25 protein-coding genes and 1 pseudogene are annotated in these 24920 nt (G+C 67.8%); 11 read left to right on the forward strand and 15 right to left on the reverse strand.

The window, feature by feature from the left end; translation table 11 throughout:
• The 4 genes and pseudogenes from PMI14_RS16985 to PMI14_RS17000 form a co-directional block, all read left to right on the forward strand.
• Positions 1–751, forward strand: a pseudogene (locus PMI14_RS16985) (hypothetical protein); the annotation flags it as partial.
• Positions 748–1008 carry a hypothetical protein gene (locus PMI14_RS34285; RefSeq protein WP_007856450.1) on the forward strand — a complete coding sequence of 87 codons (261 nt, stop codon included), beginning with the start codon at positions 748–750 and terminating at the stop codon, positions 1006–1008. The pseudogene PMI14_RS16985 and the gene PMI14_RS34285, both read left to right, overlap by 4 nt.
• A gap of 135 nt (positions 1009–1143) precedes the next feature.
• Positions 1144–1785, forward strand: a complete 642-nt coding sequence (locus PMI14_RS16995; RefSeq protein ID WP_007856451.1) for a trimeric intracellular cation channel family protein — start codon at positions 1144–1146, stop codon at positions 1783–1785.
• A 157-nt stretch (positions 1786–1942) separates the two neighbouring features.
• Complete coding sequence (locus PMI14_RS17000) at positions 1943–2563, forward strand: Pr6Pr family membrane protein (protein WP_007856452.1); 621 nt, start codon at positions 1943–1945, stop codon at positions 2561–2563.
• Positions 2564–2745: 182 nt separating this feature from the next.
• Here the strand turns inward: PMI14_RS17000 and PMI14_RS17005 are convergent, their stop codons facing one another.
• The 4 genes from PMI14_RS17005 to PMI14_RS17020 all read right to left on the reverse strand — a co-directional run bounded on the left by PMI14_RS17005 (position 2746) and on the right by PMI14_RS17020 (position 5321).
• Positions 2746–3693: an NAD-dependent epimerase/dehydratase family protein gene (locus PMI14_RS17005; RefSeq protein WP_007856453.1), complete on the reverse strand. Its 948-nt coding sequence runs from the start codon at positions 3691–3693 to the stop codon at positions 2746–2748.
• Positions 3694–3781: 88 nt separating this feature from the next.
• Entirely contained in the window at positions 3782–4072 is a 291-nt protein-coding gene (locus PMI14_RS35425) for a hypothetical protein (RefSeq protein ID WP_007856454.1), read from the reverse strand.
• Entirely contained in the window at positions 4069–4476 is a 408-nt protein-coding gene (locus PMI14_RS35430; protein ID WP_035204270.1) for a M24 family metallopeptidase, read from the reverse strand. The genes PMI14_RS35425 and PMI14_RS35430 overlap by 4 nt, the downstream gene beginning before the upstream one ends.
• 245 nt (positions 4477–4721) lie before the next feature.
• A complete protein-coding gene (locus tag PMI14_RS17020) occupies positions 4722–5321 on the reverse strand; it encodes a LysE family translocator (protein ID WP_007856456.1) in 600 nt (199 codons plus the stop codon).
• Between the two features lie 124 nt (positions 5322–5445).
• On the opposite strand from PMI14_RS17020, the gene gcvA reads away from it, so the two are divergent.
• Together gcvA and PMI14_RS17030 are read left to right on the forward strand one after the other, a co-directional pair.
• Complete coding sequence (gene gcvA, locus PMI14_RS17025; RefSeq protein WP_007856457.1) at positions 5446–6360, forward strand: transcriptional regulator GcvA; 915 nt, start codon at positions 5446–5448, stop codon at positions 6358–6360.
• Between the two features lie 133 nt (positions 6361–6493).
• Entirely contained in the window at positions 6494–6931 is a 438-nt protein-coding gene (locus PMI14_RS17030) for a surface-adhesin E family protein (RefSeq protein WP_035204274.1), read from the forward strand.
• A 120-nt stretch (positions 6932–7051) separates the two neighbouring features.
• Here PMI14_RS17030 and PMI14_RS17035 read toward each other — a convergent pair whose 3' ends face one another.
• Positions 7052–9508 carry a hypothetical protein gene (locus tag PMI14_RS17035; RefSeq protein WP_146187875.1) on the reverse strand — a complete coding sequence of 819 codons (2457 nt, stop codon included), beginning with the start codon at positions 9506–9508 and terminating at the stop codon, positions 7052–7054.
• A 211-nt stretch (positions 9509–9719) separates the two neighbouring features.
• The gene (locus tag PMI14_RS17040) at positions 9720–10616 is read right to left on the reverse strand and encodes a LysR family transcriptional regulator (protein ID WP_007856460.1); all 897 of its coding nucleotides are present in this window, start codon (positions 10614–10616) and stop codon (positions 9720–9722) included.
• A 122-nt stretch (positions 10617–10738) separates the two neighbouring features.
• Between PMI14_RS17040 and PMI14_RS17045 the strand changes: the two genes are divergently transcribed.
• Positions 10739–11353 carry a short chain dehydrogenase gene (locus PMI14_RS17045; RefSeq protein ID WP_007856461.1) on the forward strand — a complete coding sequence of 205 codons (615 nt, stop codon included), beginning with the start codon at positions 10739–10741 and terminating at the stop codon, positions 11351–11353.
• A gap of 81 nt (positions 11354–11434) precedes the next feature.
• On the opposite strand, the gene PMI14_RS17050 is transcribed toward PMI14_RS17045, so the two are convergent.
• Positions 11435–13945 carry a hypothetical protein gene (locus PMI14_RS17050; protein WP_162137121.1) on the reverse strand — a complete coding sequence of 837 codons (2511 nt, stop codon included), beginning with the start codon at positions 13943–13945 and terminating at the stop codon, positions 11435–11437.
• Between the two features lie 231 nt (positions 13946–14176).
• Positions 14177–15688: a PLP-dependent aminotransferase family protein gene (locus PMI14_RS17055; protein WP_007856463.1), complete on the reverse strand. Its 1512-nt coding sequence runs from the start codon at positions 15686–15688 to the stop codon at positions 14177–14179.
• Positions 15689–15754: 66 nt separating this feature from the next.
• On the opposite strand from PMI14_RS17055, the gene PMI14_RS17060 reads away from it, so the two are divergent.
• Positions 15755–17014 carry a benzoate/H(+) symporter BenE family transporter gene (locus tag PMI14_RS17060; protein WP_238541858.1) on the forward strand — a complete coding sequence of 420 codons (1260 nt, stop codon included), beginning with the start codon at positions 15755–15757 and terminating at the stop codon, positions 17012–17014.
• 150 nt (positions 17015–17164) lie between these two features.
• Here the strand turns inward: PMI14_RS17060 and PMI14_RS17065 are convergent, their stop codons facing one another.
• The 6 genes from PMI14_RS17065 to PMI14_RS17090 all read right to left on the reverse strand — a co-directional run bounded on the left by PMI14_RS17065 (position 17165) and on the right by PMI14_RS17090 (position 22549).
• The gene (locus PMI14_RS17065; protein WP_007856465.1) at positions 17165–18166 is read right to left on the reverse strand and encodes a tripartite tricarboxylate transporter substrate binding protein; all 1002 of its coding nucleotides are present in this window, start codon (positions 18164–18166) and stop codon (positions 17165–17167) included.
• Between the two features lie 81 nt (positions 18167–18247).
• Positions 18248–18976 carry an SDR family oxidoreductase gene (locus PMI14_RS17070; RefSeq protein WP_007856466.1) on the reverse strand — a complete coding sequence of 243 codons (729 nt, stop codon included), beginning with the start codon at positions 18974–18976 and terminating at the stop codon, positions 18248–18250.
• A 105-nt stretch (positions 18977–19081) separates the two neighbouring features.
• A complete protein-coding gene (pcaD, locus tag PMI14_RS17075) occupies positions 19082–19873 on the reverse strand; it encodes a 3-oxoadipate enol-lactonase (RefSeq protein ID WP_007856469.1) in 792 nt (263 codons plus the stop codon).
• Between the two features lie 29 nt (positions 19874–19902).
• Complete coding sequence (gene pcaF / locus PMI14_RS17080; RefSeq protein ID WP_007856470.1) at positions 19903–21108, reverse strand: 3-oxoadipyl-CoA thiolase; 1206 nt, start codon at positions 21106–21108, stop codon at positions 19903–19905.
• Between the two features lie 53 nt (positions 21109–21161).
• The gene (locus tag PMI14_RS17085) at positions 21162–21821 is read right to left on the reverse strand and encodes a 3-oxoacid CoA-transferase subunit B (protein ID WP_007856471.1); all 660 of its coding nucleotides are present in this window, start codon (positions 21819–21821) and stop codon (positions 21162–21164) included.
• A 26-nt stretch (positions 21822–21847) separates the two neighbouring features.
• Positions 21848–22549: a 3-oxoacid CoA-transferase subunit A gene (locus PMI14_RS17090; protein WP_007856472.1), complete on the reverse strand. Its 702-nt coding sequence runs from the start codon at positions 22547–22549 to the stop codon at positions 21848–21850.
• A 135-nt stretch (positions 22550–22684) separates the two neighbouring features.
• Between PMI14_RS17090 and PMI14_RS17095 the strand changes: the two genes are divergently transcribed.
• Complete coding sequence (locus tag PMI14_RS17095) at positions 22685–23485, forward strand: IclR family transcriptional regulator (protein ID WP_007856473.1); 801 nt, start codon at positions 22685–22687, stop codon at positions 23483–23485.
• 111 nt (positions 23486–23596) lie between these two features.
• On the opposite strand, the gene PMI14_RS17100 is transcribed toward PMI14_RS17095, so the two are convergent.
• On the reverse strand, positions 23597–23830 hold the full coding sequence (locus PMI14_RS17100) for a hypothetical protein (RefSeq protein ID WP_007856474.1): 234 nt from the start codon (positions 23828–23830) through the stop codon (positions 23597–23599).
• A 229-nt stretch (positions 23831–24059) separates the two neighbouring features.
• Between PMI14_RS17100 and PMI14_RS17105 the strand changes: the two genes are divergently transcribed.
• Both PMI14_RS17105 and PMI14_RS17110 read left to right on the forward strand, forming a co-directional pair.
• Positions 24060–24353, forward strand: a complete 294-nt coding sequence (locus PMI14_RS17105) for a hypothetical protein (protein WP_007856475.1) — start codon at positions 24060–24062, stop codon at positions 24351–24353.
• A gap of 80 nt (positions 24354–24433) precedes the next feature.
• A complete protein-coding gene (locus tag PMI14_RS17110; RefSeq protein WP_007856477.1) occupies positions 24434–24868 on the forward strand; it encodes a DUF1841 family protein in 435 nt (144 codons plus the stop codon).
• Positions 24869–24920 lie beyond the last annotated feature (52 nt).

The raw sequence follows: 24920 nt of genomic DNA on the forward strand, positions 1-24920 counted from the left end.
GGCCGGCCTGCCGCCGCTGGCGCAGCGGCCGGTGTGGGCCGTGTGGACGCTGATCGGCACCTGGCTCATCACCTCGCTGCTCGCGGCCTGGGCGCTGCGCCACCTGGCGCTGTGGCGCGTGTCACTGGGCGCGGCCGGCGTGCTGCTGGGGTTCGCCGGCGCGGCGGGCCTGGTGCTGGGTGCCCCGCTGCAGTGGCCCATGCTGGCCAGCCTGGTGACGCTGGGTGTTGTGCTGGCGGGGCTGGCCGCCTTCATCGGCCCGGCGCGGGTGCAGGCGAATCGCCGCCGCGACAGCAGCGGTGGTAGCCACGGAACGCATCACAACCAACACCGCCGCACCGCGCACTGGCGGTGGTGCTGGCCCTCCATGCCTTCCACGCAGGCCCTTTCGTTCTGGCTTGCGGGTCTGCTGGCGGCCGAGTCCTTGCGCATCGCCCTTGCGGCGGGCGAGCCCGCGCGCGGGGCCGGCATGCTGGGCCTGCTAACGGCCTTCTTTCTGGTGCTACCCGCTGCCACGCTGCAGGCCTGGTGGCCGCGTGCCGCCGCCGTGCTGGCGGCCCTGTCAGCGTCAGCGCTGGCGGGTCTGGCCTGGCGTTCGGGCATGGTGGTGTGGGGCATCGCTGCGGCCCTGTGCCTGGCCATGGGCATCGCGGTGCTGCGCCGCCTGTGGCGGCAACGGTGGCAGCACACAGCATCGGTGCCCGCCACCCAACCCGCCCAGCCCACGCAGCACGCGGAGCCGGCAGCATGAACGACACCCTCGCCGTGGCCTGCACGGCCGCCGCCTGCCTGCTGGCCCTGGTGCACTGGGCCCAGGCCACGTCCACCCGCGCCTGGGGCGATGCCTTGGCGGGCCCGCCAATGCAGCGCAAGGCCTGGGGCCTGGCGCTGGGCACGCTGGCCCTGCAGACTGCTGCCGCCACCGCGTGGCCGCCGGCCTGGCCGCGGGCATCGCCATCGCGCTCGCCTCGTGGATGGTGCTGGGCTGGGGCCTGGTGCTGGCCATGAACCAGTGGCCAGAGGGCAGCCTGCGCTGGGCGCGGCGCATCGGTGCCCTGGGTTGGGCCGGCTGTGTGTTGGGCCTGCTGGTGCACGCACTGGCGTAGCCCCCCGTAACAAGCAGCGCGCGGCACAATCGCGCCCATGGACCTGCTCGACGCCCCCTGGATTCACACGCTGCGCTTTTTCATCGAAGTGGCGGCGACGATTGCCTTCGCGCTGTCGGGCATCATCGCCGCGGCGCGCAAGCGCATGGACGTGGTGGGCGTGTGCGTGGTGGCCTTTGTCGCGGCCTTCGGCGGCGGCACGCTGCGCGACCTGTTGCTGGACCAGCGGCCCTTTTTCTGGATACGCCACACCGGCTTTATCTGGGGGCTGCTGGCGCTGTGCGTGTGCGCCATGCTGTTCATGCGCCAACGCCATTTCAAGCCCACCGAGCGCGCCATGCTGCTGCCCGACGCCATCGGCCTGGGCCTGTTCGCCGCGGTGGGCATCGACACCGCCACCGCCGTGGGCATGCCGCCCATCATCGCCGTGATGATGGGCGTGACCACCGGCGTCTTCGGCGGCGTGCTGCGCGACGTACTGTGCAACGAGGTGCCCCAGGCCTTCAGCGACCACCGGCCGTACGCCCTGTGCGCGTTTGCCGGCGGCTGGATCGACGTGGCCCTGCGCCAGATGGACATGCCCCCCTGGGCCCCGCTGCTGGCCTGCGTGCTGGCCACGGCCGGGCTGCGCGGCCTGGCGCTGTGGCGCAATTGGGAGCTGCCGGCGTGGCGGGTGTGATGCAAGGGGCTGCGCGCGCACACAAGCCTCCGTCAACCCTGCACGCGCAAAGTGGGAGCAAACGGTCGCCTCGATGGGCTTAAATTAACGGGCTGAATGCATCGATTGCGCAATTTCGACCACGCGGCAGCTTCGTCGCCACCAACGCCGATCCACCATGCCCCCCACACCCCTCACCGCCGTTCTCCGCCTGGCCTTCGCCCTCCTCACGCTCGCTGCCGTCGGCTGGCAACTGTGGCTGCATGTGGGGCTGGGCTACAACGTGCTCAACTTCTTCAGCTACTTCACCAACCTGTCGAACCTGTTGGCCGCTGGCGTCTTGATCGCGGGTGCATGCCGCCAATGGACGCTCGCGCGGCCCTCGGCCGCTTTCGAATCGCTGCGCGCCGTGACCGCCACCTGCATGCTGGTGGTCGGCGTCGTGTTCGCGCTGCTGCTGCGCGATGTGGATCTGGGCGAGCTGAGGCCCTGGGTGAACTCGGTAGTGCACCATGTGATGCCCGTCGTGGTGCTGCTCGACTGGCTGCTGTGGCCGCCGCGCCCGGCCGGGGGCGTACGGCCGCTGCGTTGGGTAGTGGGGTTCGCGGGCTTGTACCTCGCGTATTCGATGGTGCGCGGCGCTGCCGTTGGGTGGTACCCCTACCCCTTCCTGAATCCGGCGCAGGTGGATGGGTACGGCGGCGTGGCAGTCTATGCGGTGGGAATCGCGGTCGTCTTCGTGCTCGCAGGGTGGGCGCTGCTGGCCTGGGCCAGCCGGCGTGCGCGGGTGGCGACCTAGCTAGTGTGCTGCCTCACAAACATGGGGTGCCAAAGCCGCGTTTTTCACACGCACGGTTGCGTCGTGAGCGCCAACAGGTGTGGTGCCGCAATTTCGTGCGCAACAACGAGTGGCGCGCCGATGCACTGCGGCCGCATCGCTGCAAGTCAATCGGCCAATACGATCGCACCCCTCTCCAATGACTACGCGCCGGGTGCGCAAAGGCGCCGCAAGTCCACTTCTCTTTGCGACGGCTCCACGGTGAAGTGGGAGGCAGAAGAAATCCAATCGAATGCTGCCTGCAGACCCTCCACAAGCGGCGTCTGAGGTCGCTCGCTCCAGGTGGCCAGTTTCTGCGTCGACAAGATCAGGTGTGCCTTGCGGAAGGGGAAATACTCCCGTGCCGGGATGGTGGAGTCCGAGACATGAACGACATGGCTCTGGCGACCGGCGATCTGCCCAAGAAGTGCGATGTACTGGTTGAAGGAAACGTAGGTTGGTGATGCCAGGTTGTAGATTCCGGGAGCCACGGCACACTGCGGGTCCAAGAATCCGACGATGGCGCGCGTCAAATCGTCAATGCCCACGAACTGGATGAGCGTCTCCCCGTCTGCCGGAACAAAAATGGGGGCCTGCGCCAGTTGTCTGGCCCACACGAAGCGCTCCCGGTCCAGGTTGTTCCCGGGGCCATAGATGTACGGCGGCCGAACCACGAATTGGCGAGGGATCGAGGATGCGCAGAGCACCGTCTCGGCCGCGGCCTTGTCGCGGCCATACGTTCCCCAGATGCCATCCCCGTGTGCAGGCGATGCCTCAGAAAACGGGAGTGGCGCGGTGGACCGCTCATAGACCGCGGCAGAGCTGAGCAACACATAGGTGGTGGGCATCGCATGCAGCCCGGCAAGAAGCGCACGGCAATCCTCCGGGCCGTAGCAAGAAGCGTCGACCACTGCATCAAAAGTGTGTCCGCGCAAGCGCGATGCCAGTTGGTGCGCATCCCTCCGGTCACAGGCGATGTGGTGTGCAGCGCCCCAGTCGGACTGAACCAACCCACGCGTCACCGCCGTGACGTCGAAGCCCTGTGCGATCAATCGCTGCAGCAACGCGCGGCCGACAAACACCGACCCTCCCAGGAGCAGTACCTTCTGCATAGATAGAGACTTTGCGGTTGGAGTGGGCTAACCCGTGGCCAAGATGGTACTGAAATCCATGTGCGGTGGCCACATGCCCAACGCGGCGTCAGAGGGCGGCAATTTTCCCGTCGGCCCCGAAGAAATAAATGTCCTCATGCTTGAAGCCCCATTGGCCTCCCAGTTCACGGATGTGAGGTTCAAACGTGAACAGCTTCGCATCGCCAAGCCGTGCGCTGTTACCCGCCTCGATGAATCGACGATCTATTCGAGAGGATTCGATACTGTGTCCAACGTTGCCTGAGAAGTCCAGATTTTCGAAGCCAAGGCTGGCGATCTCCGCGTTCGCAAAATCGAACAGGTGCTCGAAGCTTGTTTCCCTGGTGGCGAAAGAGATCACTCGCCGATGTAGTTGTCGCTCTGCGTCCAAACCCGCTTGAACTCAGGCAATGTGGGCATATCCGTGTGCCGACCGTTTTCGACAACAAAGCTGCGGGCGCAGTCTCCCCAGGCTCCATTCAGCGACGGACTTAAGTCGACGGTGACGAGATTGGTGGCGCCGACGGGCTCGCTTTCAGGCACATAGTTAGCACCTGACACGGACAAGCAACTCCGGGAACCTAAAAGAACAAACGCCGGGCAGTCGTAGTACCAAGTGGCTGTTATGCCAAGGCGTTTCATCATCGAGGTCGCACGCGCGGCGATTGTCCTCTCGCTATCGTCGGGGGTGATGGTCTCGCCCAGGTCTGCGAGCACCCGTCTGGCAATGGCTTGGACTTCGCGATGGTGTCTGATCGTCGGCATGTGGGCTTCCAGGGAAAGCGGAGAAACATCGCCGCAAAGCGTCGAAAGCCCGCTGGGGGCTGATTGTCAAAATCTAGCCTACACGCCGACAGGCTGCAGTCCAAGTAAGAATTTGTCCATCATGAAAGGCAGGCATCTGGAGCCATCGGGGGCAGGGCTTGATGGGGGCTGCAGGTTGACTGCGGCTAGTGGGCTGTCACCCCATATCGGTGAATCGAATGGCAGGCCCCGGCCGGCCGCGCCCCTCACGACACCGCCATCACCCCCGCCACCACCAGCATGCACGCCCCGAACGCCAGCCCCTGCAGCCGAATGGCACGCGGGCTTTGCGCGCGGCTGAAGAGCACCTGCCCGCCATAGATCCACACGAAGTGGCAGGCCAGGCCCACCACGACGAAGACCACGGCCATCTGCAGCACCTGGGCCGAGAGCGGCAGCGCAGGCGAGAGAAACTGCGAGAACATCACCAGAATCATCGAGTGCACCTTGGGGTTGAGGCTCAGCGAGACAAACCCGTCGACAAAACCCAGCGGCCGCAGGTCCTGCCGCTCGGTTGCGCCCGCGCTGCGAAAGAAACACCAGGCCAGGTACACGATGTAGGCCGTGCCGCCCCACTTGAGCGCGGTGTAGGCGGCCGGGTTGCGCGCGAACACCTCGCTCAGCCCAAAGCCGTAGACCAGGCACCACACCAGGTTGCCAGCCTCGAAACCCATCCAGAACGGCACCGTGCGCCGCAGCCCGAACTGCCCGCCCGATGCGGCCAACACCGTATTGCCCGGGCCGGGGCTGACGATCATGGGCACGGCAAAGGCAAGGATCAGGAGCCAGGTGGACAGTGCGATCATGGGCGGCGCTTCCAATACAACAACGGAGGGAGAAAGCACCGATTACAGCGGCCGCACCCGCTGTTGCCAAACGATGTAATCTCATGCCATCGATAAGTAATATTGATGGAGAGGATTTCATGCAATGGCCCGCCGCCTGCCCCCGCTGAATGCCCTGCGCGCCTTCGAGGCCGCGGCACGCCACCACAGCTTCACGCGTGCGGCCGATGAGCTGCACGTGACCCAGGCGGCCATCAGCCACCAGGTGCGGCAGCTCGAAGAGTGGCTGGGGCTCAAGCTGTTCGAGCGCCAGGGCCACACGCTCACCCGCACCGCGGCCGGCAAGGCCTATGCTCCCGAGCTCAGCCGCCTGCTCGACGCCCTGGCCAGCGCCACCGAGCGCGTGGCCGGCAACGACCGCAGCCTGGTGGGCCCCCTGCGCATCACCGCCCTGCCCTCGTTCGTGGCGTGCTGGCTGGTGCCGCGGCTGGCACGCTTTCGGGCGCTGCACCCGGGCATCGACCTGCACATCACCAGCGAGCTGGGGCTGCACGACTTTGCGCACGGCGGCTTCGACCTGGCCATACGCCTGGGGCTGGGGCGCTGGCCCGGCCTGCAGGCCGACCTGATTTCGCGCGAGCGCCTGTCGCCCGTGTGCAGCCCGGCCCTGCTGTCGGCGCAGGCACCGCTGGCCACCGTGGCCGACCTGCAGGCCCACATCCTGCTGCACGACCAGCCGGGCGACCTGTGGCCGCGCTGGCTGGCCCTGGCCGGCGCCAGCCGCAGCGAGGCCGAGGCCATCGCGCGTGCGGGCCCGGGGTTCAGCGATTCGGCCCTGGTGCTGCAGGCCGCCGCCGAGGGCCAGGGCGTGGCGCTGGGGCGCATGTTCCTGGCCTCGGCCGACATCACGGCGGGGCGGTTGGTAAAACCCTTCGTGCTCGACCTGCCCAACGACTACAGCTACTGGCTGGCCTACCCCCCGGCGGCGGCCGGGCAGCCGCGCCTGGCGGCGTTTCGCGACTGGGTGTTGGCAGAAACATCGGCCTGGCGCAACACCTGAACGGGTGGGCACGCCACGGCCCGGTGCACGCCCTTTTTGTAACGGGGAAATGCCGGGCACCCGCCTCAGTGATAATGAATTTCCGATTGCCTCCCCCATCCACCCTCCGTCCCTGGACCGACCGAAGACCCCCATGCTGTGTGCTGTTGTCCTGTGTATCGCAGCCCTGGCAGGCGGGCAGCAACCGCAGCAGCGGCCCGTTTCCTCGGATGGCTGGTTCACGCTGAGCGGCGACCGCGCCGATGCCGGCAAGAACCTGATCGAGATCCTGCCCGAACCCATCGGCGTGGACCAGCGCGTGGTGCTCGACCTGCGCGTCTCGCGCGACCAGCAGCGCACCTCGTTCCGCGGCCAGAAGTACCGCTCCTACTACGCCAAGGTCGTGGTCGACTGCCCCTCGCGCAAGGCCTGGTACCTGTGGCTCTCGTACTACGCGCAGCCCGAGTGGGCCGGTGCCATCGTCGGCCGCGAGGAGTACAAGGAGGGCGAGGCCCCGGTGCTGTTCAAGGACATGTCCAGCGAGTGGTCGCGGCGCATGATCTCGGCGGCGTGCAAGGTGCGCAATCTGTAGTGCCGGCTCCTGCCCGCACTGTCCAGTCTCCGTCCGACCGGTGAGCGATGCACCTCCCTGCGCTTTCTCGATCAGGCCCGAGGCCTTTGATCCAACAGGCGCCCTGCATCCGGTGATGCCTCAATCGGTGATGCGCACAGCCTGCACCTGGTTACCCTGCCGCAAGTACAACAGCCCGTCGGCTCCCATCCACCAGGGTCCCGCCAGCGGCGGCACCTGCGCAGCACTGCCCGTGGGCAACGCCCACTGCGGCACCAGGCGCCATGCCTGGCCCCCCAGGGTCAGCACCATGCTGCCGTTGGCCGCTGAGGGCTGCACTGCAAGCCCGGCACCCGGCATCGCGGCGCTCACGATGGCGCCCGCCTGGGTGTAGTTGAGCAGCGATGGCAGCAACAACTGCCTTGCGCCCGGCCCTGTCTGCAGGTAGATGCGGCCCTGCTCGTCCAAGCCGATGCGGGGCGTGCCGGCGATGGCGCCGGCGCCGGCCCAGTCCGGCCGCAGCACATAGGTCTGCCCGCCCGTGCGCAGCTGCAGCACGCCTTCGGCGCCGAGCTTGATCGTCGCATCGGGCAGCACGGCTGTCACGGCGTTGGCCAGGCCGGCCAGGTCGGCCACTGCGGGGGCGAACTGCACCACCACGCCGCCGCGCACCCAGCGCAGCAGGCCCAGGGGGGTGAACGTGAGGCCATCGGGCAGGCGCGCATCGATGGTAATGGGCAGCGTGGGCAGCAGTTGGAAGACCTGGCCGCCATCGCGCACCAGCAGCACGCCGGAAGGCGTCACCTCCAGCCCCTGGGCCAGGTTGCTGCCCGACAGGCGCGCCAGTGCGCCAGTCAGTCGGGCGAATGCCTTGTTGTCCACCGTGATGGACGCAGGCAGACTGGCAAAGGCCATCGCATCGCCTGGCTGCTGGGTGTCGCCCTTGAGCGAGCCCAGGGTGATCGCGACCACGGCGCCCTGGTCGTTGACCTGCAGCCGCTCGCCGGCCTGCAAGCCCATGCTGCCCACGGCGGGCAGGCTGCCTGCCGGGGCGGTGAGCGAGCCCACCTGCACCGCCACAGCCAGCGGCTGGGCTTCAATGACGGTGTTGGCGCTGCCCGAGCTGAGCAGCACCTGACCCGCCAGCACCATGGGCTGGCCCACGGCGCTCGCGGTCATGGTGGCCCAGCCCTGCAGCACCACCAGCACCAGTACGCTTTTGCCGTTGACCTCGGCGATGCGCAGCTGTGTGCCGGGCAGTGCCTGCACCGATACCGGCTGGCCGTTGACGATGACATGCAAGGTCACCGGCGTGGTGCCCGTGCCGGGCAGCACGATGGTGCCGCCAGCAGCGCCCGGGCCCACCACTACCGGCACGGACGGATCGGTGACGGTTGCGGTGCCGGAGGTGTTCAGCGGCAGGGTCGGGGCGGCGACGGGCTCGTCCGGCACCTGGGGGGCGGGCAGGCTGACCGAAAAGACGCCCGGCATCGTGGCCACCCGCTGCAGGTTTCCATTGGCATCCCGTGCACCGGCAACCCGTACGTCCACTGCGGCAAAGGTCGCCACACCGGCGCCCACCGTGTAGTTCTGCACATAGTGCGTGCTGTCGGCCCAGTTGCCCGTGGTCGCCGTCAGAATCGTGCCCAGGCTCTGGTTGGGGAAGCTCAGCGTAGGCGTGCTGGCCGTGTCCATGGCTTCACTGAACGCCACGGTCAGCGTCTGCACGCCGCTGGCGGGCACTCCGCTGCGGAGGGTTGCAGCGCTGGGCGTCACGCTGCCGACGGTGGGGTTCTTGGTGTCGATGCTGAACACGCCCGTGAGAGCGGTGTCGCTGTTCTTGATGTTGGTATCGTCCTTGCGGCCTACGCCGCCCGCCACCGTGATGTTGATGCTGTCGAACTGCTCATCGCCATCCGCAATCGTCCAATAGATTCTGACCGCATTGCGACTCGCCCATGTCGCGGAGAGGTTCGTCAAGCTGAGCGGTATGCCGCCGGTATTGGTGAACACCAGGTTCGGGCACAGATAGTTGAGCGTCACTCCGTTGGGACACCCCGCGTAGTCTGTCGCAATGTTGTACCGGATGACGAACTCGACGGTTTTCCCGATATCGGCGTCCGTGATGACACGGCCACTGCCCGCGGGGTTCACGAAAACGTTGTCGATGACGCCCCGCATGTCTTGCACGCTCGGCGGCGGAATGACGACGACGTAAGGCGTGATGTCGAATACATCGGCCTTGAACCCTGGCACCTGTGCCGCGCCCAGCGTGTCCTGCGCGCCATCCACGGCCACATCGACGGTGCTGGTGTTCACCGTGACATAGTCCGCCTCATAGATCTGCCGGAATGTCGTTGCATTGACCCAGTCCGAACTTTTCGGCATGAGAAACGAGCCCGGGTCTTCTCCAGGGGTCGGAAAGGAGAGCACGGGATTGACTGCCGTGTCCATGGGGCTGTCGTAGGTCACCATCAGGTAAAACGACTGGCCCGCCTGCACCGGGTTGAGCTCGGACACGATCGACAGCACCGTGGGGGCCGCCAGCGCCAGGGGCGCAGCGAGGCAACAACCCACCAGCAAGACAAGACGGCCCACGACCCGCGCCGCGCCCGAACACATGCGCGCACCGATCCGCGCCATTCCCATCCCGGGAATCATTGGAAAACTCACAAACACCCCTCGCAGGCCGATCGCCACGACTGTTTATATTTGCGCCATGCGCTGTTGGTTATTGGCAACCCAGCATCTCGAGTGGCGCTGAATTATATCGTTACACCTCAAAATAACGGCCCTCGACTGCGCAGACTCACGTTGCACGCTCCCCCATCGCCCGCACCATGAACTCGACAAAGCGCGCCAGCTTGGGCAACTGGCGCCGGTCCGGCGCATAGACGAGGTGCACCGGGCGCGGTGCGGGCACGCAGCGGGTGAGCACCGGCACCAGCCGGCCCTCGCGGATCTCCTCGGCCAGCAGCACCTCGGGCTGCATGATGAGGCCCAGGCCGCGCAGCGCCGCCTGGCGCAGGCCGTCGCCCTGGTTGCAGGTGAAGCGCGCCAACTCGGGCCACTGGAAGGCCTTGCCGCCATCGTCGTACAGCGTCCACTCCACGCGCCGCTGCCAGACCGAATGGCTCAGGCACTGGTGCTGCGCCAGGTCGGCCACGCGCTCGGGGCGGCCGTGGCGCGCCAGGTAGCCGGGCGTAGCGGCGATCACCATGCGGTAGGGTTTGAGCGGCCGGGCCACCAGGCCCTCGTCGGCAATGGCGCCGATGCGCACGGCCGCGTCGAAGCCCTCGCCCGCCATGTCCACCACGCTGTCGGTCAACTGCAGCTCCACACGCACCTGCGGGTGGGCGAGCAGGAAGTCGGCCACCAGCGGCGCGATCACCTGGTTGCCCAGCGTGAAGGGCGCGCTCACGCGCAGCAGGCCCTGGGGCACGGCACGGTTGCGCTCCACCGCCGACTCGGCCCAGCGCACCTGTTCAAGCACGCGCCGGCAGTCCTCGTAGAAGGCCGCGCCCACCTCGGTCAGGCTGTTCTGGCGCGTGCTGCGCTGGAACAGGCGCGCGCCCAGGTGCTCCTCCAGCTTGCGGATGTGCTTGCCCACCATCACGGCCGAGATGTCCTGCTGGCGCGCGGCGGCCGCAAAGCTGCCGGCCTCAACCACGGCCACCATGACCTCCATGTTGCGCAGCTTGTCCATGGCGATTGCAAACCCTAAGTTAGTTCAGGAAGAACTTCACTGTACTTTATGCGCTGATTGATTCACAAAACAATCCAGGCTTCTTCAACGCTTTCGGGCAACACCCGCAAAAGGAACAAGCCATGTCCTCCATCAGCAAGGTTCTTCTCATCGGCGCCAGCGGCACCATCGGCCAGGCCGTTCTGGCCAACCTCTCGGCGCGCCACGAGGTCATCACCGCGGGCCGCAATAGCGGCACTCACCGCGCCGACTTCGCGCAACCTGGCGGCGTGGCCGCCTTGCTCAAGGCCGTGGGCAAGGTCGATGCCATCGTGAGCACCGCCGGCAACCTGCACTTCGGCCCTCTGGCCGAGATGACGCCCGAGCAATTCAACCTGGGCCTGCAGGACAAGCTCCTGGGCCAGGTGCAACTGGCGCTGCTGGGCCAGCACTACCTCAACGAGGGTGGCTCGATCACGCTGACCAGCGGCATCGTGGGCATCGAGCCCATCCGCAACGGCGCCAACGCCACGGCGGTGAACGCCGCCATCGACGGCTTCGTGACGGCCGCCGCCATCGAACTGGCGCGCGGCGTGCGCATCAACGCGGTGAGCCCCACCGTGCTGACCGAATCCATGGGTGCCTACGGCCCCTTCTTCCCGGGCTTTGAATCCGTGCCCGCCGCGCGCGTGGCCCTGGCCTACCAGCGCAGCGTGGAAGGCGGGCAGACGGGGCGGGTGTACCGCGTGGGGGGCTGATAAAGCCGGTGGCGGGGGTGCTGGGCCTGCATGCCTGCAGGTTGAGCGCCCACGCGGCAACCGCCGCCTGCCCGTAAAACCTCAGGCAATCAGGTTGCCCGTCGAAATGGTGCCGATGGTTCCCACCAGTTTGACGAAGAAGTCGGTGTTGTCGAACTGGCTGGTGTCCGAGCCCGTGTTCTGGAACAGGTAGGTGCCTGCAGCCGTGCCGGTCTGGATGGTGATGAGGTAGGACTGGCCGGTGTTGTTGAGGACGACGGACAGGCCGGCGGACATGGTGGCCAGGTAGTTGCTGGTGTCGGCGTTGCCGATGATGTAGGACCCCACGAACGCGGCATTCACGCCAGTCTTGAAATAATCCACCCCGGTGGCATTGAAGTTGCCCACGACGTCGATCTGCGTCCGGTTCGACATGTTGGCGCCCGTCTCGATCAATGTCTCCGAACCGGAGCCGGCAGTTTGCAGATTGATCACATCGACCGCCGCCCCACCCGTGACCGTCGTGGCGGCGGGGCTTGAGCCCAGAAGATTCAAGGTCTGGCCGCCCGTGCCCAGGGTGATCGTGTTGTCACCGGTACTCTTGGTGTAGTTGAGGGTGACACCCGCACCGTTGACGTTGGTCAAGCTGGCAGTGCCGGTGCTGCCGGCGACGTTGACCACCTCGATACCAGCGACCTTGGTGCTCAGGTCGATGTTCTGGGTGGTGGTGGCGCCGATGTTCAGGACGTCGCTACCGTTGCCGCCATCCACCGTCGTCAGAAAATTGATGATCTGGTTGGACGTGAAGTTGAAGGTGTCCGCCCCGGTACCGCCGATCACGCTCACGGCGACATTGGCCGACGTGAAGTTGTTGGTGCCGTTGGCCAGGTTGTAATTTTCAATCGTATTGAAGGCGTTGAAGCTGCCAGCGGTGGTCAGGTTCAGCGTTTCGGTGCCAGCCGCGTTGATGGTGCCGCTGAACTGCGACATCTGTGCAATCGTGGCGGTGATGTTGGCATTGTTGGTCACCGTCAGGTTTTCGAAGCCGGTGATGGTGGCGTTGCTGAGGTCCGGCGTGGACGAGAAGAGCGCCAGGCTGTCGGTGCCCGTGCCCCCGGTGTAGGTGCCCAGGATGGTGACGCCGTTCAGGGCCAGGCTGTTGTTGCCATTGCCCAGCGCGGCCGTGCTGGAAACGGTGGCGTTGATGGTGACGTTGTCGTTGCCCGTGCCGCCGGTGTAGTTGACACCCGCCGTCGCGGAGTTCATGTTGACCGTGTTGGTGCCCGAGGCGCTGCCCTTGACGGTGGCCGTGCCGGTCAACGCGCTGGCCGTCCAGGTGAAGCCGCCCAGGGTGATGCCACTGGCATCGACGGTGGTGAGCGCCGTGCTGTTGGCCGTCAGGGTCAGCCCGGCGTTGCCGCTGACGTTGAAGCTCTTGACCGAGTTGCCCAGCCAGGTCAGGCTGTTGTTGAAGGCGCCAGTGGGGGTGAGCTGGGTGTCGCTGACGGTGATGTTCACGGTTTCCACGCCGCTGGCGGTGACGCCGGTGGTGGCGAAAGCGACACCGCCGGTGCTGCCGTCCGTCAGCGTGAGGTTGACGATGTCATTGACTCCGCCTGCAAACGCCGCATTGGAAATGGTGAACGCGGTACCGGCGCCCGTCAGCGTGACCTTGCCGTTGCCGGGCAAGTTGACCAGGGTAAGGCCGTTGGCGCCGGAAAAACTCACATCGCTGTAGTTGCCCAGGGTCTGCAGGTCGATGGTCTGGTTGGTCACCCCGGTCAGGCGCAGCTTCTCGAAGCCGGTCACGTTGGCGGCAAAGGTGCCGCTACCCGACGCCGTGGCCGCATAGGCGGCCGTCAGGACGATGGTGTCGGTGCCGGCGCCGCCATTGACCTTGATGGGCAAGAGGGCCGTGTTGGGGATGAAGGTGTCGTCGCCCGAGCCGCCGTTGATCTGGGTGAAGCCCGCCGGGACGTTGTAGGTGAGGGTGTTGGTGCCATCGGCCAGGTTCAGCACCTTGATGTCGCTGATGGTGCCGCCCGTGCTGCCGTTGTTGATGGTGACCGTGCCGGCGGTGGTCAGGGTCAGGACATCGTTGTCCGAGGCATCGCCGGCGATGGTCGTCCCGTTGAGGGCGGCAATGGTGGACTTGAACACGTCCGTGGCCCCGACGAGACCGGTGAACGTGCCGCCCGCGGTGGTCGTGATGGTGCGGTCGGTGATGGGTTCGAGAATCCCCGCCAGCTCGGGCGTGGACTTCAGCCGCAGGTACTCGTAGGGCGTACCGACGGACCAGTTGGCGTCATAGGCAAAGCCCATGCGCTCGGCCAGCTGCCGGTAGGTGTACTCGGCCTGCTCTGGCCGGGCCCCGCGCGCGCTGTACAGCTGCAGGTTGCTCAGCAGGTAGTTCTTGTCCTGGTACTGGCGCACCAGGGCCCGCTCGGCAGCCTCCAGCGGATTGCTGCTTTGCATGATGGCCGTCCAGTCGCGCGTATCCAGGTTGCTGCCGACATTGCCGTACAGCGTGAGGATGGCGCGCGCAATCAGCTGCTGCCCGCCTGGGCCTGTCATGGAAGCACCCAGAAGTTCGGCAATGGTCGGTGTTGGCATGGCGTGGATGAAAGAAGAGATGAATTCGGTGGGACATACCGCCCAGGCAGTCTTCCGGGAGAAGAAAGGCGGGCCCTGGCAGGAACGCGCAGGCGGCGGCAGGCACAGAAAAAGCGGGCCTTCCCTGGAGGCGCGCCACCCCAATTGCAAAAATTTGCAACAGACGGTGATTATCTTAGTTCAAGGCGTCCGGGGCGCCAAACTTTGCTTTGCAGGGGCGGGTTGCCGCCCTCACACCCGCCCGCCAACCCCACCCGCATGCTGCAACTCCCCCGCCAGCTGCCCCAGCACGCGCACGGCCTGCTCCAGCTCGCGGCTCCAGGGGCGGGCGATGTTCAGGCGCAGGTAGTGGGCGTATTTGGCGGTGGTGGAAAACAGCACGCCGGGGGTGAAGGCGATGCCCTGGCCCACGGCCAGGCGCAGCAGGGCGAGGGCGTCCACGGCCTCGGGCAGCTCCAGCCACAGCCACCAGCCGCCGGCGGGGCTGTGCACGCGCGTGCCGACCGGGAAGTGGCGCTGCACGGCCTCGGCCGCGCGCGGCGTGGTCTGGGCCAGGCGCTCGCGCAGCTTGCGCAGGTGGGGCTGCAGGCCGCCGGTGCGCAAGAACTCGGCCAGCACGGCCTGCTCAAGCCAGGGGGCGGCCAGCGAAGTGCTGAGCTTGAGCGATTCCATGCGCGCATGCCAGCGCCCGCCCGCTGCCCAGCCCAGGCGAAAGGCGGGCGCCAGGCTCTTGCTGGCGCTGCCGCAGTAGATCACGCGGCCATGGCGGTCCCAGGCCTTCACGGGCTGGGGCCGGTGCGGCGTGTGCGAGAGGTCGCCGAACACGTCGTCCTCGATCAGCGCCAGGTCGTGCTGCTCCACCAGGCGCAGCAGGCGGCGCTTGTTGCGCTCGGGCATGGTGTGGCCCAGCGGGTTCTGGAAGTTGGGCATGACGACCACGGCGCGCACGCCGCTCTCGTGCTCCAGCACGTACTCCAGCGCTTCGAGCCCCATGCCCTCGCTGGGCGTGCAGGGCAGCTCGATGGCGCGCAGGCCCAGGTTGCCCAGCATCTGCAAGAGGCCGAAGTACACGGGCGACTCGACCACTACCGCGTCACCGGGCCGGGCCACGGCGCGCAGGGCGACGTTGAGCGCCTCGGTGCTGCCGTGCGTCACCATCAGCTCCTGGGGCTGCAGGTCCAGGCCGTAGCCCGCCATCCATGCGGCCAGCTCGCTGCGCAGCGCGGGCAGGCCGCTGCCTGTGGGGTAGGTGCCCAGCATCTCGGGCTGGCTGCGCAGCAGGCGCTGGGCGATGCGCGCCAGCGCCGCGGTGGGGTACCAGGCGGGCGCGGCGTTGGCCAGGTGCAGGCCCCACTGCAGGGGCTGCTGCGTGGTCAGCGCATACAGCTGGGTCATGCGGTGCTCCAGCGAGACCAGGCGGTCGAGCTCCACCGGGGGCGGCGGCGCAGGCCTGTTGTCGGCCTTTGCGGCGGCGGCCACGGCGGCCACCGCGGGGGTGCGCCCCGCGTTCGCCGGCTCGGCCACGTACATGCCCGACTTGTGGCGTGCCTGCACGGTGCCCAGGGCTTCGAGGTGGCGGTAGCAGCGCACCACCGTGTCCACGCTCACGCCCTGCGCCGCGGCCAGCGCGCGCACCGAGGGCAGGCGCTCGCCCGGCGCGTAGCGTCGCCGGGCGATGTCGCGGCGCAGCTGCTGCGCGAGCTGCAGGTAACTGTGCTGCAGTACAGATGAAGTCTTGGCCATCTGTACAGCATAAACGCAGCGCGCTCTGTGCGCGCCGGCGCGCCGCGCGCGGGCACCATGGGCGGCATGACGACTCACCAAAGCCCCCTTGCCCCCACGCTCCCCGGCAGCACCCGCCTGCTGGCCACCGCGCGCGACCTGTTCCCCGCCGTGCTGGCCGGCCTGGTGGCCGTGCTCATCTCCTACGCCGGCCCGCTGCTGCTGGTGCTGCAGGCCGCGCAGGCGGGCCATATGCCGGCGGCGCAGCTCACCTCGTGGGTGTGGGCCATCTCCATCGGCGCCGGCGTCTGCGGGGTGTGGATGAGCTGGCGCCAGCGCGTGCCCGTCATCTGCGCCTGGAACACGCCGGGCGCGGCGCTGCTGGCCAGCGCCCTGGTGGCCCTGCCCTACAGCCAGGTCATCGGCGCCTACCTGCTGGCCGCCGCGGCGCTGCTGCTGATCGGCGCGACCGGCGTCTTCGACCGGCTGATGGCGCACATCCCGCGCAGCCTGTGCGCGGCCATGCTGGCGGGCATTCTGCTGCGCTTTGGCATGGACGCCTTTGGCGCCGCGCGCAGCACCGTGCCGGGCGCGCCCTGGCTGGTGGGCGCCATGTTCGCGGGCTACCTGCTGTTCAAGCAGCGCTCGGCGCGCTATGCGATTGCGCTCACCCTGCTGCTGGGCGTGGCGCTGTGGCAGGGCCTGGGCTGGGGCCAGGCGGCCACGCCTGCCACCACCGCCGCCGCCGCCGCCAGCCTCGCCGGCTGGGGCTTTGCCTGGCCGGTGTGGACCACGCCCGAATTTTCATGGAACGCCGCGCTGGGCACGGCCCTGCCGCTGGCGTTGCTGTGCCTCACCGGGCAGCAGGTGCCGGGCGTGGCGGTGCTGCGCGCATCGGGCTACACCACCCACAACAACAATGCGCTGATCGCCGGCACCGGGCTGGCCAGCCTGCTGCTGGCGCCGTTCGGCGCGCACGGCACCAACCTCGCGGCCATCACGGCCGCCATCTGCACCGGGGAAGAAGCCCACCCCCTGCCCGAGCGGCGCTGGGTGGCGGGCGTGGCCTGCGGCGTGTTCTACCTGCTGCTGGGCAGCTTTGCCGGGGCCATCACGTGTGCGTTTGCGCAGCTGCCCGCTGCGTTGGTGAGCACCGTGGCCGGGCTGGCGCTGCTGGGCGCTATCCAGAACGGCCTGGCCGGCGCCCTGGCCGAACCCAGCGAGCGCGAGGCCGCGCTGGTCACCTTCGTGGTCACGGCGTCGAACGCCAGCCTGCTGGGCCTGGGCTCGGCCTGCTGGGGGCTGGCGCTGGGGCTGCTGACCTGGTGGGCGCTGAAGCGGCGCTGAACCGCGACGCTGGTAGCGCCACGTTGAAACTGGCGCGGCCAAGGCCAGTGCCCCCGCGCAAGGGCCGCCCCGCCGCGCTGGGGGCGTCCCCCTCCCGAATCGCGCAGCGAGTCGAGAGAGGGGTGAAGGCGCGAAGCGACTCAGGGGATGTCAATCCAGGCTAGCGCCCGACTCCTGCACGACCTTGCCCCACTTCACGCTTTCCGTCTTGATGAAGGCGGCGAATTGCTCGGGCGTTTCGCTGTATGTCTCGGCACCCTGCTCGTTGATCTTCTTCTTCACCTCGGCCTGGTTCAGCACCTTGACCAGGGCGGTGTTGAGCTTGGCCAGCACCGGTGCGGGCGTGCCGGTGGGCGCGAACATGCCGAACCACGAGGTGGCCTCGTAGCCGGGCACGCCGGCTTCGGCGATGGTGGGCACGTTGGGCAGCTCGGGCGAGCGCTTGGCGGTGGTCACGGCGATGGGCACGAGCTTGCCCGAGCGCACGTGCTGGATGGCCGAGGGCATGTTGTCGAACATGATGCCGATCTGGTTGCCCAGCAGGTCGGTCACAGCCGGTGCGCTGCCCTTGTAGGGCACGTGCACCATGTCCACCTTGGCCAGCGACTTGAACAGCTCGCCCGACAGGTGGATGGAGCTGCCGTTGCCCGACGAGCCGAAGTTCACCTTGCCGGGGTTGGCCTTGGCGTAGGCAATGAGTTCCTTCACGCTCTTGTAGGGCTGGGCCGGGTTGGCCACCAGCAGGTTGGGCACGTTGGCCACGCGCGTGAGCGGCGCAAAGTCCTTGATCGGGTCGAAGGGCATCTTCTTGTACAGGCTGGCGTTGATGGCATGCGTGCCCACCGTGCCCATGAACAGGGTGTAGCCGTCGGCTGGGGCCTTGGCGGCCAGCGCGCCGCCGATGTTGCCGCCCGCGCCTGCGCGGTTGTCCACGATGACCGGCTGGCCCAGCTCCGTGGTCAGGGCCTGGCCGATGATGCGCGCCAGGATGTCGGTGGTGCCGCCCGCCGCGAACGGCACGACGATGGTCACGGTCTTGCTCGGGTAGGCGGCTTGCGCGAGGGCGCCTGCCGGGATGGCAGCGCCGACGGCGGCGGTGGCCAGGGCCGCCAGCAGGGTGCGGCGGGTGGAGGGAATACGGATGGGGTTCATGTCATCTCCTGAACACGGTTAGAAATGGGGGAAGGCAAGGCCGCTGGCACTGCAGGACCTCGGGGGAAAAATGCCGGGACGTCAGACACCGGCCACGCCGACCGTCATGCCGCCGCAGACATACAGGACTTGCCCGGTGACAAAGCCGCTGCGCGCATCGAGCAGATACGACACGGCATGCGCCACGTCGTCCGGCGTGCCCACGCGCTTGACGGGCACGGATTCGATGATGGCGCGGGTGCGCGGCGCGTCGGGCGGGTTGGCGCGGTCGAACAGCTCGGTGCGGATAGGGCCCGGGCCGATGGCGTTGGCCGTGACGCCGTGGCGGCCCAGCTCCAGCGCCCACACGCGCGTCATGCCGATGAGGCCGGCCTTGGTGGCCGAATACGCGGTGCGCAGCTCCTTGCCCAGCGCGGCGCGCGAGGACATGTTGACGATGCGCCCGAACCCCGCCTCCTTCATGCCGGGCAGCAGGGCCTGCATGCACTGCAGGCTGCAGCGCAGGTTCAGCGCCACGGCCAGGTCGAACTCGTCCAGCGTCTGGTGCTCGGCCTCGGCCGGCACCACGATGCCCACGTTGTTCACCAGCCGCGTGATGGGGCCGCCGGCCAGGGCCTGCTGCAACGCGCGCGCCGTGTCGGCGGTGTTCGACAGGTCGGCCTGGATACCGCCGGGCACGTGGTCGACCACACGGTCAATGACCACGGGCTCGTAGCCGTCGGCCCGGCAGCGCTCGGCCGTGGCCGCGCCAATGCCGGCACCACCACCGGTGATGAGGACGCGCTCGCGCAGGCTGCTTGCTTGGGTCATGGGGGTTCTTCCTTCCAATGTTCAGGGGGTGGCCAGGGTTGCGCCCAGCCAGCGGGCGCCACACGCGCCATTCGGCGCGGTGGCAGGGGTGGTGTGTTTCAGTGCTCAGGCCACAAAGGCGGCCAGTGCGGCGTCGAATTCGGCCGGGGCTTCCAGGTTGGACAGGTGCGATGCCGGCAGCTGCACCAGCTGCGCACCGGGTATCGCGGCCTGCATGGCGCGTGCGTCGGCCACCGTGGTCACGGGGTCGGCCACGCCGGCAATGAGCAAGGTGGGTACGGCGATGCGGGCGATGTCCCCGCGCAGGTCGCTGGTGGCCAGCGCCTCGCAGCAGGCGGCATAGCCCTCGGGGGCGATGCCGGCGATCCAGCCCTGGGCGCGGCGCACCAGGTCGGGCTGCGCGGCCACGAAGGCCTCGCTGAACCAGCGGCCGGGAGACGACGCGGCCAACTCGGCCATGGCGGCGGCACCCTTGTCGCGCACCAGGGCGGCGCGCGTGCGCCAACCCTCTTCGGTGCCGATCCTGGCGGCGCTGTTGGCCACCACCAGGTGGTTCAGGCGGTGGCCGGCGTGCACGCCCAGCCACAGGCCGGTGAAGCCCCCCATGGAGATGCCGCAGAAGCTGGCACGCTCGACCTGCAGGGCGTCGAGCAGGGCCAGCACATCGCCGCCCAGCTGCTCGAAGCGGTAGGGACCGGGCGAGACGACGCTGCCGCCATGGCCGCGCGTGTCGTAGCGCAGCACGCGGTGGTCGCGGGCCAGGCGCGCGGCCTGGGCGTCCCACATCTCCAGGGTGGTGCCCAGGGAGTTGGAGAGCACCAGCACGGGTGCGCCCTCGGGGCCGTCGATGGCGACGCGAAAGGCCCCGGCGGGGGTCTGCAACAAGGTGGTGGGCACGGCCTGGGCTCCTGTAGACAAGCTGCGGGTCAGACGCGCTCGAGGATGATGGCGATGCCCTGGCCCACGCCGATGCACATGGTGCACAGCGCGTACTGGCCCGCGTGCTCGTGCAGGCGGTTGACGGCGGTGGTGACCAGGCGCGCGCCGCTGGCACCCAGCGGGTGGCCCAAGGCGATGGCGCCGCCCCAGGCGTTCACACGCGCGTCGTCGTCCTTCAAACCCAGGGCGCGCAGCACGGCCAGGCCCTGCGCGGCAAAGGCTTCGTTGAGCTCGATCACGTCCATGTGGTCGATGGTCAGGCCGGTCTGCGCCAGCACCTTGAGCGTAGCAGGCGTGGGGCCGAAGCCCATGATGCGCGGTGCCACGCCAGCCGTGGCCATGCCGACCACGCGGGCGCGGGGCTTGAGGCCATACTTGCCGGCGCTGGCCTCGTCGGCCAGCAGCAGGGCGCAGGCGCCGTCGTTCACGCCGCTGGCGTTGCCAGCCGTCACGCTGCCGTCAGGCCGCACCACGCCTTTGAGCTTGGCCAGCGCTTCCAGGCTGGTTTCGCGAGGGTGCTCGTCCTTGTCGACCACGATGGGATCGCCCTTTTTCTGGGGGATGGTCACGGGCGTGATCTCGCGCGCCAGGTGGCCGGCCTTCTGTGCGGCCACGGCGTTGAGCTGGCTGGCCAGGGCCATGCGGTCCTGCGCCTCGCGCTCGATGCCGAACTCCACGGCCACGTTCTCGGCCGTCACGGGCATGGAATCCACGCCGTACTTTTCCTTCATCAACTTGTTGATGAAGCGCCAGCCGATGGTGGTGTCGTACACCGCGTTGTTGCGGCTGAAGGCCGTCTCGGCCTTGGGCATCACGAAGGGCGCACGGCTCATGCTCTCCACGCCGCCGGCAATCATCAGGCCCGCCTCGCCGGCCTTGATGGCGCGCGCGGCCGAGCCCACGGCGTCCAGCCCCGAACCGCACAGGCGGTTGATGGTGGCGCCGGGCACCTCGATGGGCAGGCCCGCCAGCAGGCTGGACATGTGCGCCACGTTGCGGTTGTCTTCGCCGGCCTGGTTGGCGCAGCCGTACAGCACGTCGGTCACCGCGGCCCAGTCCACACCGGGGTTGCGCGCCATCAGCGCCTTGAGCGGGATGGCGCCCAGGTCATCGGTGCGCACGCTGGACAGCGCGCCGCCGTAGCGCCCGAAGGGGGTGCGGATGGCGTCGCAGATGAAGGCTTGCTGGCTCATGGTTCTTGTCTCCTGAGGATGGTTGTGATGAAAGCGGTGATGGACGAAAGGGGTCAGGCAGCGGCCAGCAGGGGCAGGCCGACCAGGCGTTCCAGCTCGGCATGCGTGAGCCCGTCCACCATGTCGATGACCTGCAGGCCCGCTGGCGTGCATGCCAGTGTGCACAGATCGGTGTAGATGCGCTTGACGCAGGCGACACCGGTGAGCGGGTAGCTGCACTGCGCCACCACCTTGCTGGCGCCCTGCTTGGTCAGCAGGTCCATCATCACCCAGGTCTGCTTGGCGCCGATGGCCAGGTCCATGGCGCCGCCCACGGCGGGGATGGCGCCCGGCTCGCCCGTGCTCCAGTTGGCCAGGTCGCCCGTGGCCGAGACCTGAAATGCGCCCAGCACGCAGATGTCGAGGTGGCCACCGCGCATCATGGCAAAGCTGTCGGCATGGTGAAAATACGCGCCGCCGGGCAGCAGCGTCACAGGCTGCTTGCCGGCGTTGATGAGGTCGTAGTCCTCATTGCCCGCAGCGGGCGCCGGGCCCATGCCCAGGATGCCGTTCTCGCTTTGCAGGATGACCTCGCGGCCCGCGGGGATGTGGTTGGCGACCAGGGTCGGCTGGCCGATGCCCAGGTTCACGTAGGCGCCGTCGTGGATGTCCTGCGCCACACGGCGGGCCAGGTCGTCCTTGCTTCGTTTTTGGTAGCTGGTGGAAGTGGTCATGGTGGTGTTCACTCGGTCCGCGATGTTCAGGCTGTCTTCTTGATGCCGCCGGCTTGCGTGGCGACCCGGTCGATGCGAACGACATGGGTGACGTGGATGCCGGGCGTGACGATGGCCTCGGGGTCCAGCGCGCCCAGTTCCACCACCTCATGCACTGTGGCGATGGTGGTCTTGGCGGCTGTGGCCATCACGGGGCCGAAGTTGCGTGCCGACATGCGGTAGGTGAGGTTGCCCCAGCGGTCGCCCTTTTCAGCCTTGATCAGCGCCACGTCGCCGTGGATGGGGTATTCGAGCACGTAGTGCTTGCCGTTGATCTCGCGCGTCTCCTTGCCCGCAGCCAACTCGGTGCCATGGGCCGTGGGGCAGAAGAAGGCGCCGATGCCGGCCCCCGCGGCGCGCAGGCGCTCGGCCAGGTTGCCCTGGGGCACCAGCTCCAGTTCCAGCTTGCCGCTGCGGTACAGCTCGTCGAAGACATAGCTGTCGACCTGGCGCGGAAAGCTGCAGATGATCTTGCGCACCTGGCCGGCCTTGAGCAGCGCGGCCAGGCCGTGGTCGGCATTGCCCGCGTTGTTGTTGACCACGGTGAGGTCGCGCGCCCCCTGGGCGATGAGCCCGTCGATCAGCTCGCCAGGGATGCCGGCCGTGCCGAAACCGCCGATCAGCACCGTGGCGCCATCCTTCACCCCGGCCAGCGCCTGGGCCACCGAGTCTGCAATCTTGTTGATCATCGATCTGCTTTCCTGAGAATGGAGGCATGCCGCGCGTTCGTTGTCTCGCGCCCGCAACTTCGCCTGGAAAATTTTGCCGGCATTTGTTCGCATATAGAACAAATGTTCGCTAAAAGAATTATAGTCACACCGCCCATGAACACCCAAATCGCGCCCGCCAAAGACCCCAAGCCCAGCGACAGCTACGTGCAATCCTTTGCGCGCGGGCTGGAGGTGATCCGCTCGTTCAGCGCCAGCGCGCCGCAGCAGACGCTGAGCGAGGTGGCCGCGCAGACCGGCCTCACGCGCGCCGGGGCGCGCCGGATCCTGCTCACGCTGCAGACGCTGGGCTATGTGGAGACCGATGGCCGGCAGTTCCGCCTCACGCCGCGCATCCTGGACCTGGGCTTTGCCTACCTGTCGTCGCTGCCCATCTGGAACCTGGCCGAGCCGGTGATGGAAGACCTGGTGGAGGAGGTGCGCGAGTCCTCCTCGGCCGCCGTGCTCGACGGCCTGGACATCGTCTACGTGCTGCGCGTGCCCACGCACAAGATCATGCGCACCAACCTGGGCGTGGGCTCGCGCCTGCCCGCTTGCTGGACATCGATGGGCCGCGTGCTGCTGGCCGCCCTGCCCGACGAGGAGCTGCAGGCGCGCCTGGAGGCCCACACGCTGCAGCGCTGGACCGAGCACACCGCCACCGACGTGCCCACCCTGCTCACCCGCATCCGGCAGGCGCGCCAGCAGGGCTGGTGTTTGGTGAACCAGGAGCTGGAGGAAGGACTGATCTCGATTGCCGCCCCACTCACCAACCGCACCGGCCAGACCGTGGCTGCGCTCAACATCAGCGGCCAGGCCAACCGCACGAGTGCCGAGGTGATGCAGGAGACGATGCTGCCGGCGCTGCTGAAAGCGGCGCGCACCATCTCGCGCATGATGGGTGCGCCGCGGACCTGATACTTCAGGGGACTGACAGAAACGCTGCCCCACTGGAGAAGCAAAAGACAAAAGGGCAAGCCGTGAGCAGCAGTGCTCCTGGCTCGCCCTTAGCCCGGGGAGTTATCGCGTTCAGCGGCCGCCGCGTCGAAACCCCAGCACCAGCACCACCGCGCCCAGCGCCATGGCGCCCACGCTCAGCCACTGGGGCACGTTGACGGACTCTTTCTCCTGCACCTTGAGCTCCAGCGGGCCGAGCTTGGCCTGGGTGGTTTCCTTGGTGAAGCTGAAGCCGCCCGTGAAGAAGCCGGCCAGGCCGACGATGAGCAGCAGGGCCCCGATGATGCGCGTTGCGTTGTTGTTCATGGCAGTTTCCTTGGTGGTTTGTCTTGGGATGTAGCGCGCGGTGACCAACTGTGTGCATCCCCCGCGGCTCCAATGTAGGTTCGGGTCCGTGGCGAATTCGTAGGACAGATTCGCCCCGCCCTGTGCAGCAAATTCGACAGCCAGCACCGCCCCGGCCCGCCAAAACCGCACCGCGGGCGCTGGTAATTTGGCACTACCGCTTGTCACGGCAGGCTGCTAGATTGGCCCGATGACGTTCCTGATAGGCACCCGCTCGCCGGGCCTCGCGGTACTCTTCGCGTGCTGCGCGGCCATCTCGGCAACCACCTCCACTGCCGCCACGGATGACAACACCGTGGTGTTCACCCTGTACCGCAACAGCGCCGTCAACGGCACCCTGCGGATGCATGTCGCCACCTTCGATGCGGCCGATGGCAAGGCCTACAACATGGCCAACTGCGGCCAGGCAGCTGACCTGTTCGAGGCCCAGCCGGGGGTGAAGACCCGCTTCTGGTGCGAACCGGGCCGCTTTCGGCAGCGGTGACCGGGGGCAGGCTCGCCACCCGCCCACATACCCCCGCACCCCACCCCGGCACGCCGTGCGTGCTACGCTGCGGCCCCATCATGTTCAACCCGTCCCAAGCCGACGTGCGCCGCTTCCTCTGCGGCGTGCACGCCAAGTCCCAGACCGGCGCCCCCATGGAGGCCATCGAGACGCTGGCCAGCCTGTGGATCGCCGAGCACCCCGAGTACCACGCCGATTTCTCCGATGCCGAGGCCGCCGTGGCCCGCAACTACGACGAGAAGCCGGACCGCACCAACCCGTTTTTGCACCTGTCGATGCACCTGTCGATCAGCGAGCAGTGCAGCATCGACCAGCCGCGCGGCATCCGCCAGGCGGTGGAGCTGCTAGCCAAGCGCCTGGATTCGCTGCACGACGCGCACCACGCCACCATGGAGTGCCTGGGCCAGATGCTGTGGGAGAGCCAGCGCTCGGGCCGCCCGCCCGATGGCGATGCCTACATTGCCGCCGTGCAAAGGCGCGCCACGCGCGACTGATCGGTTTCACCGCCCCAAAGAAAAAGCCCGCAACTGCGGGCTTTTGTCTTTT

Source organism: Acidovorax sp. CF316, assembly GCF_000276605.1.
Taxonomy (GTDB): Bacteria; Pseudomonadota; Gammaproteobacteria; order Burkholderiales; family Burkholderiaceae_C; genus Acidovorax.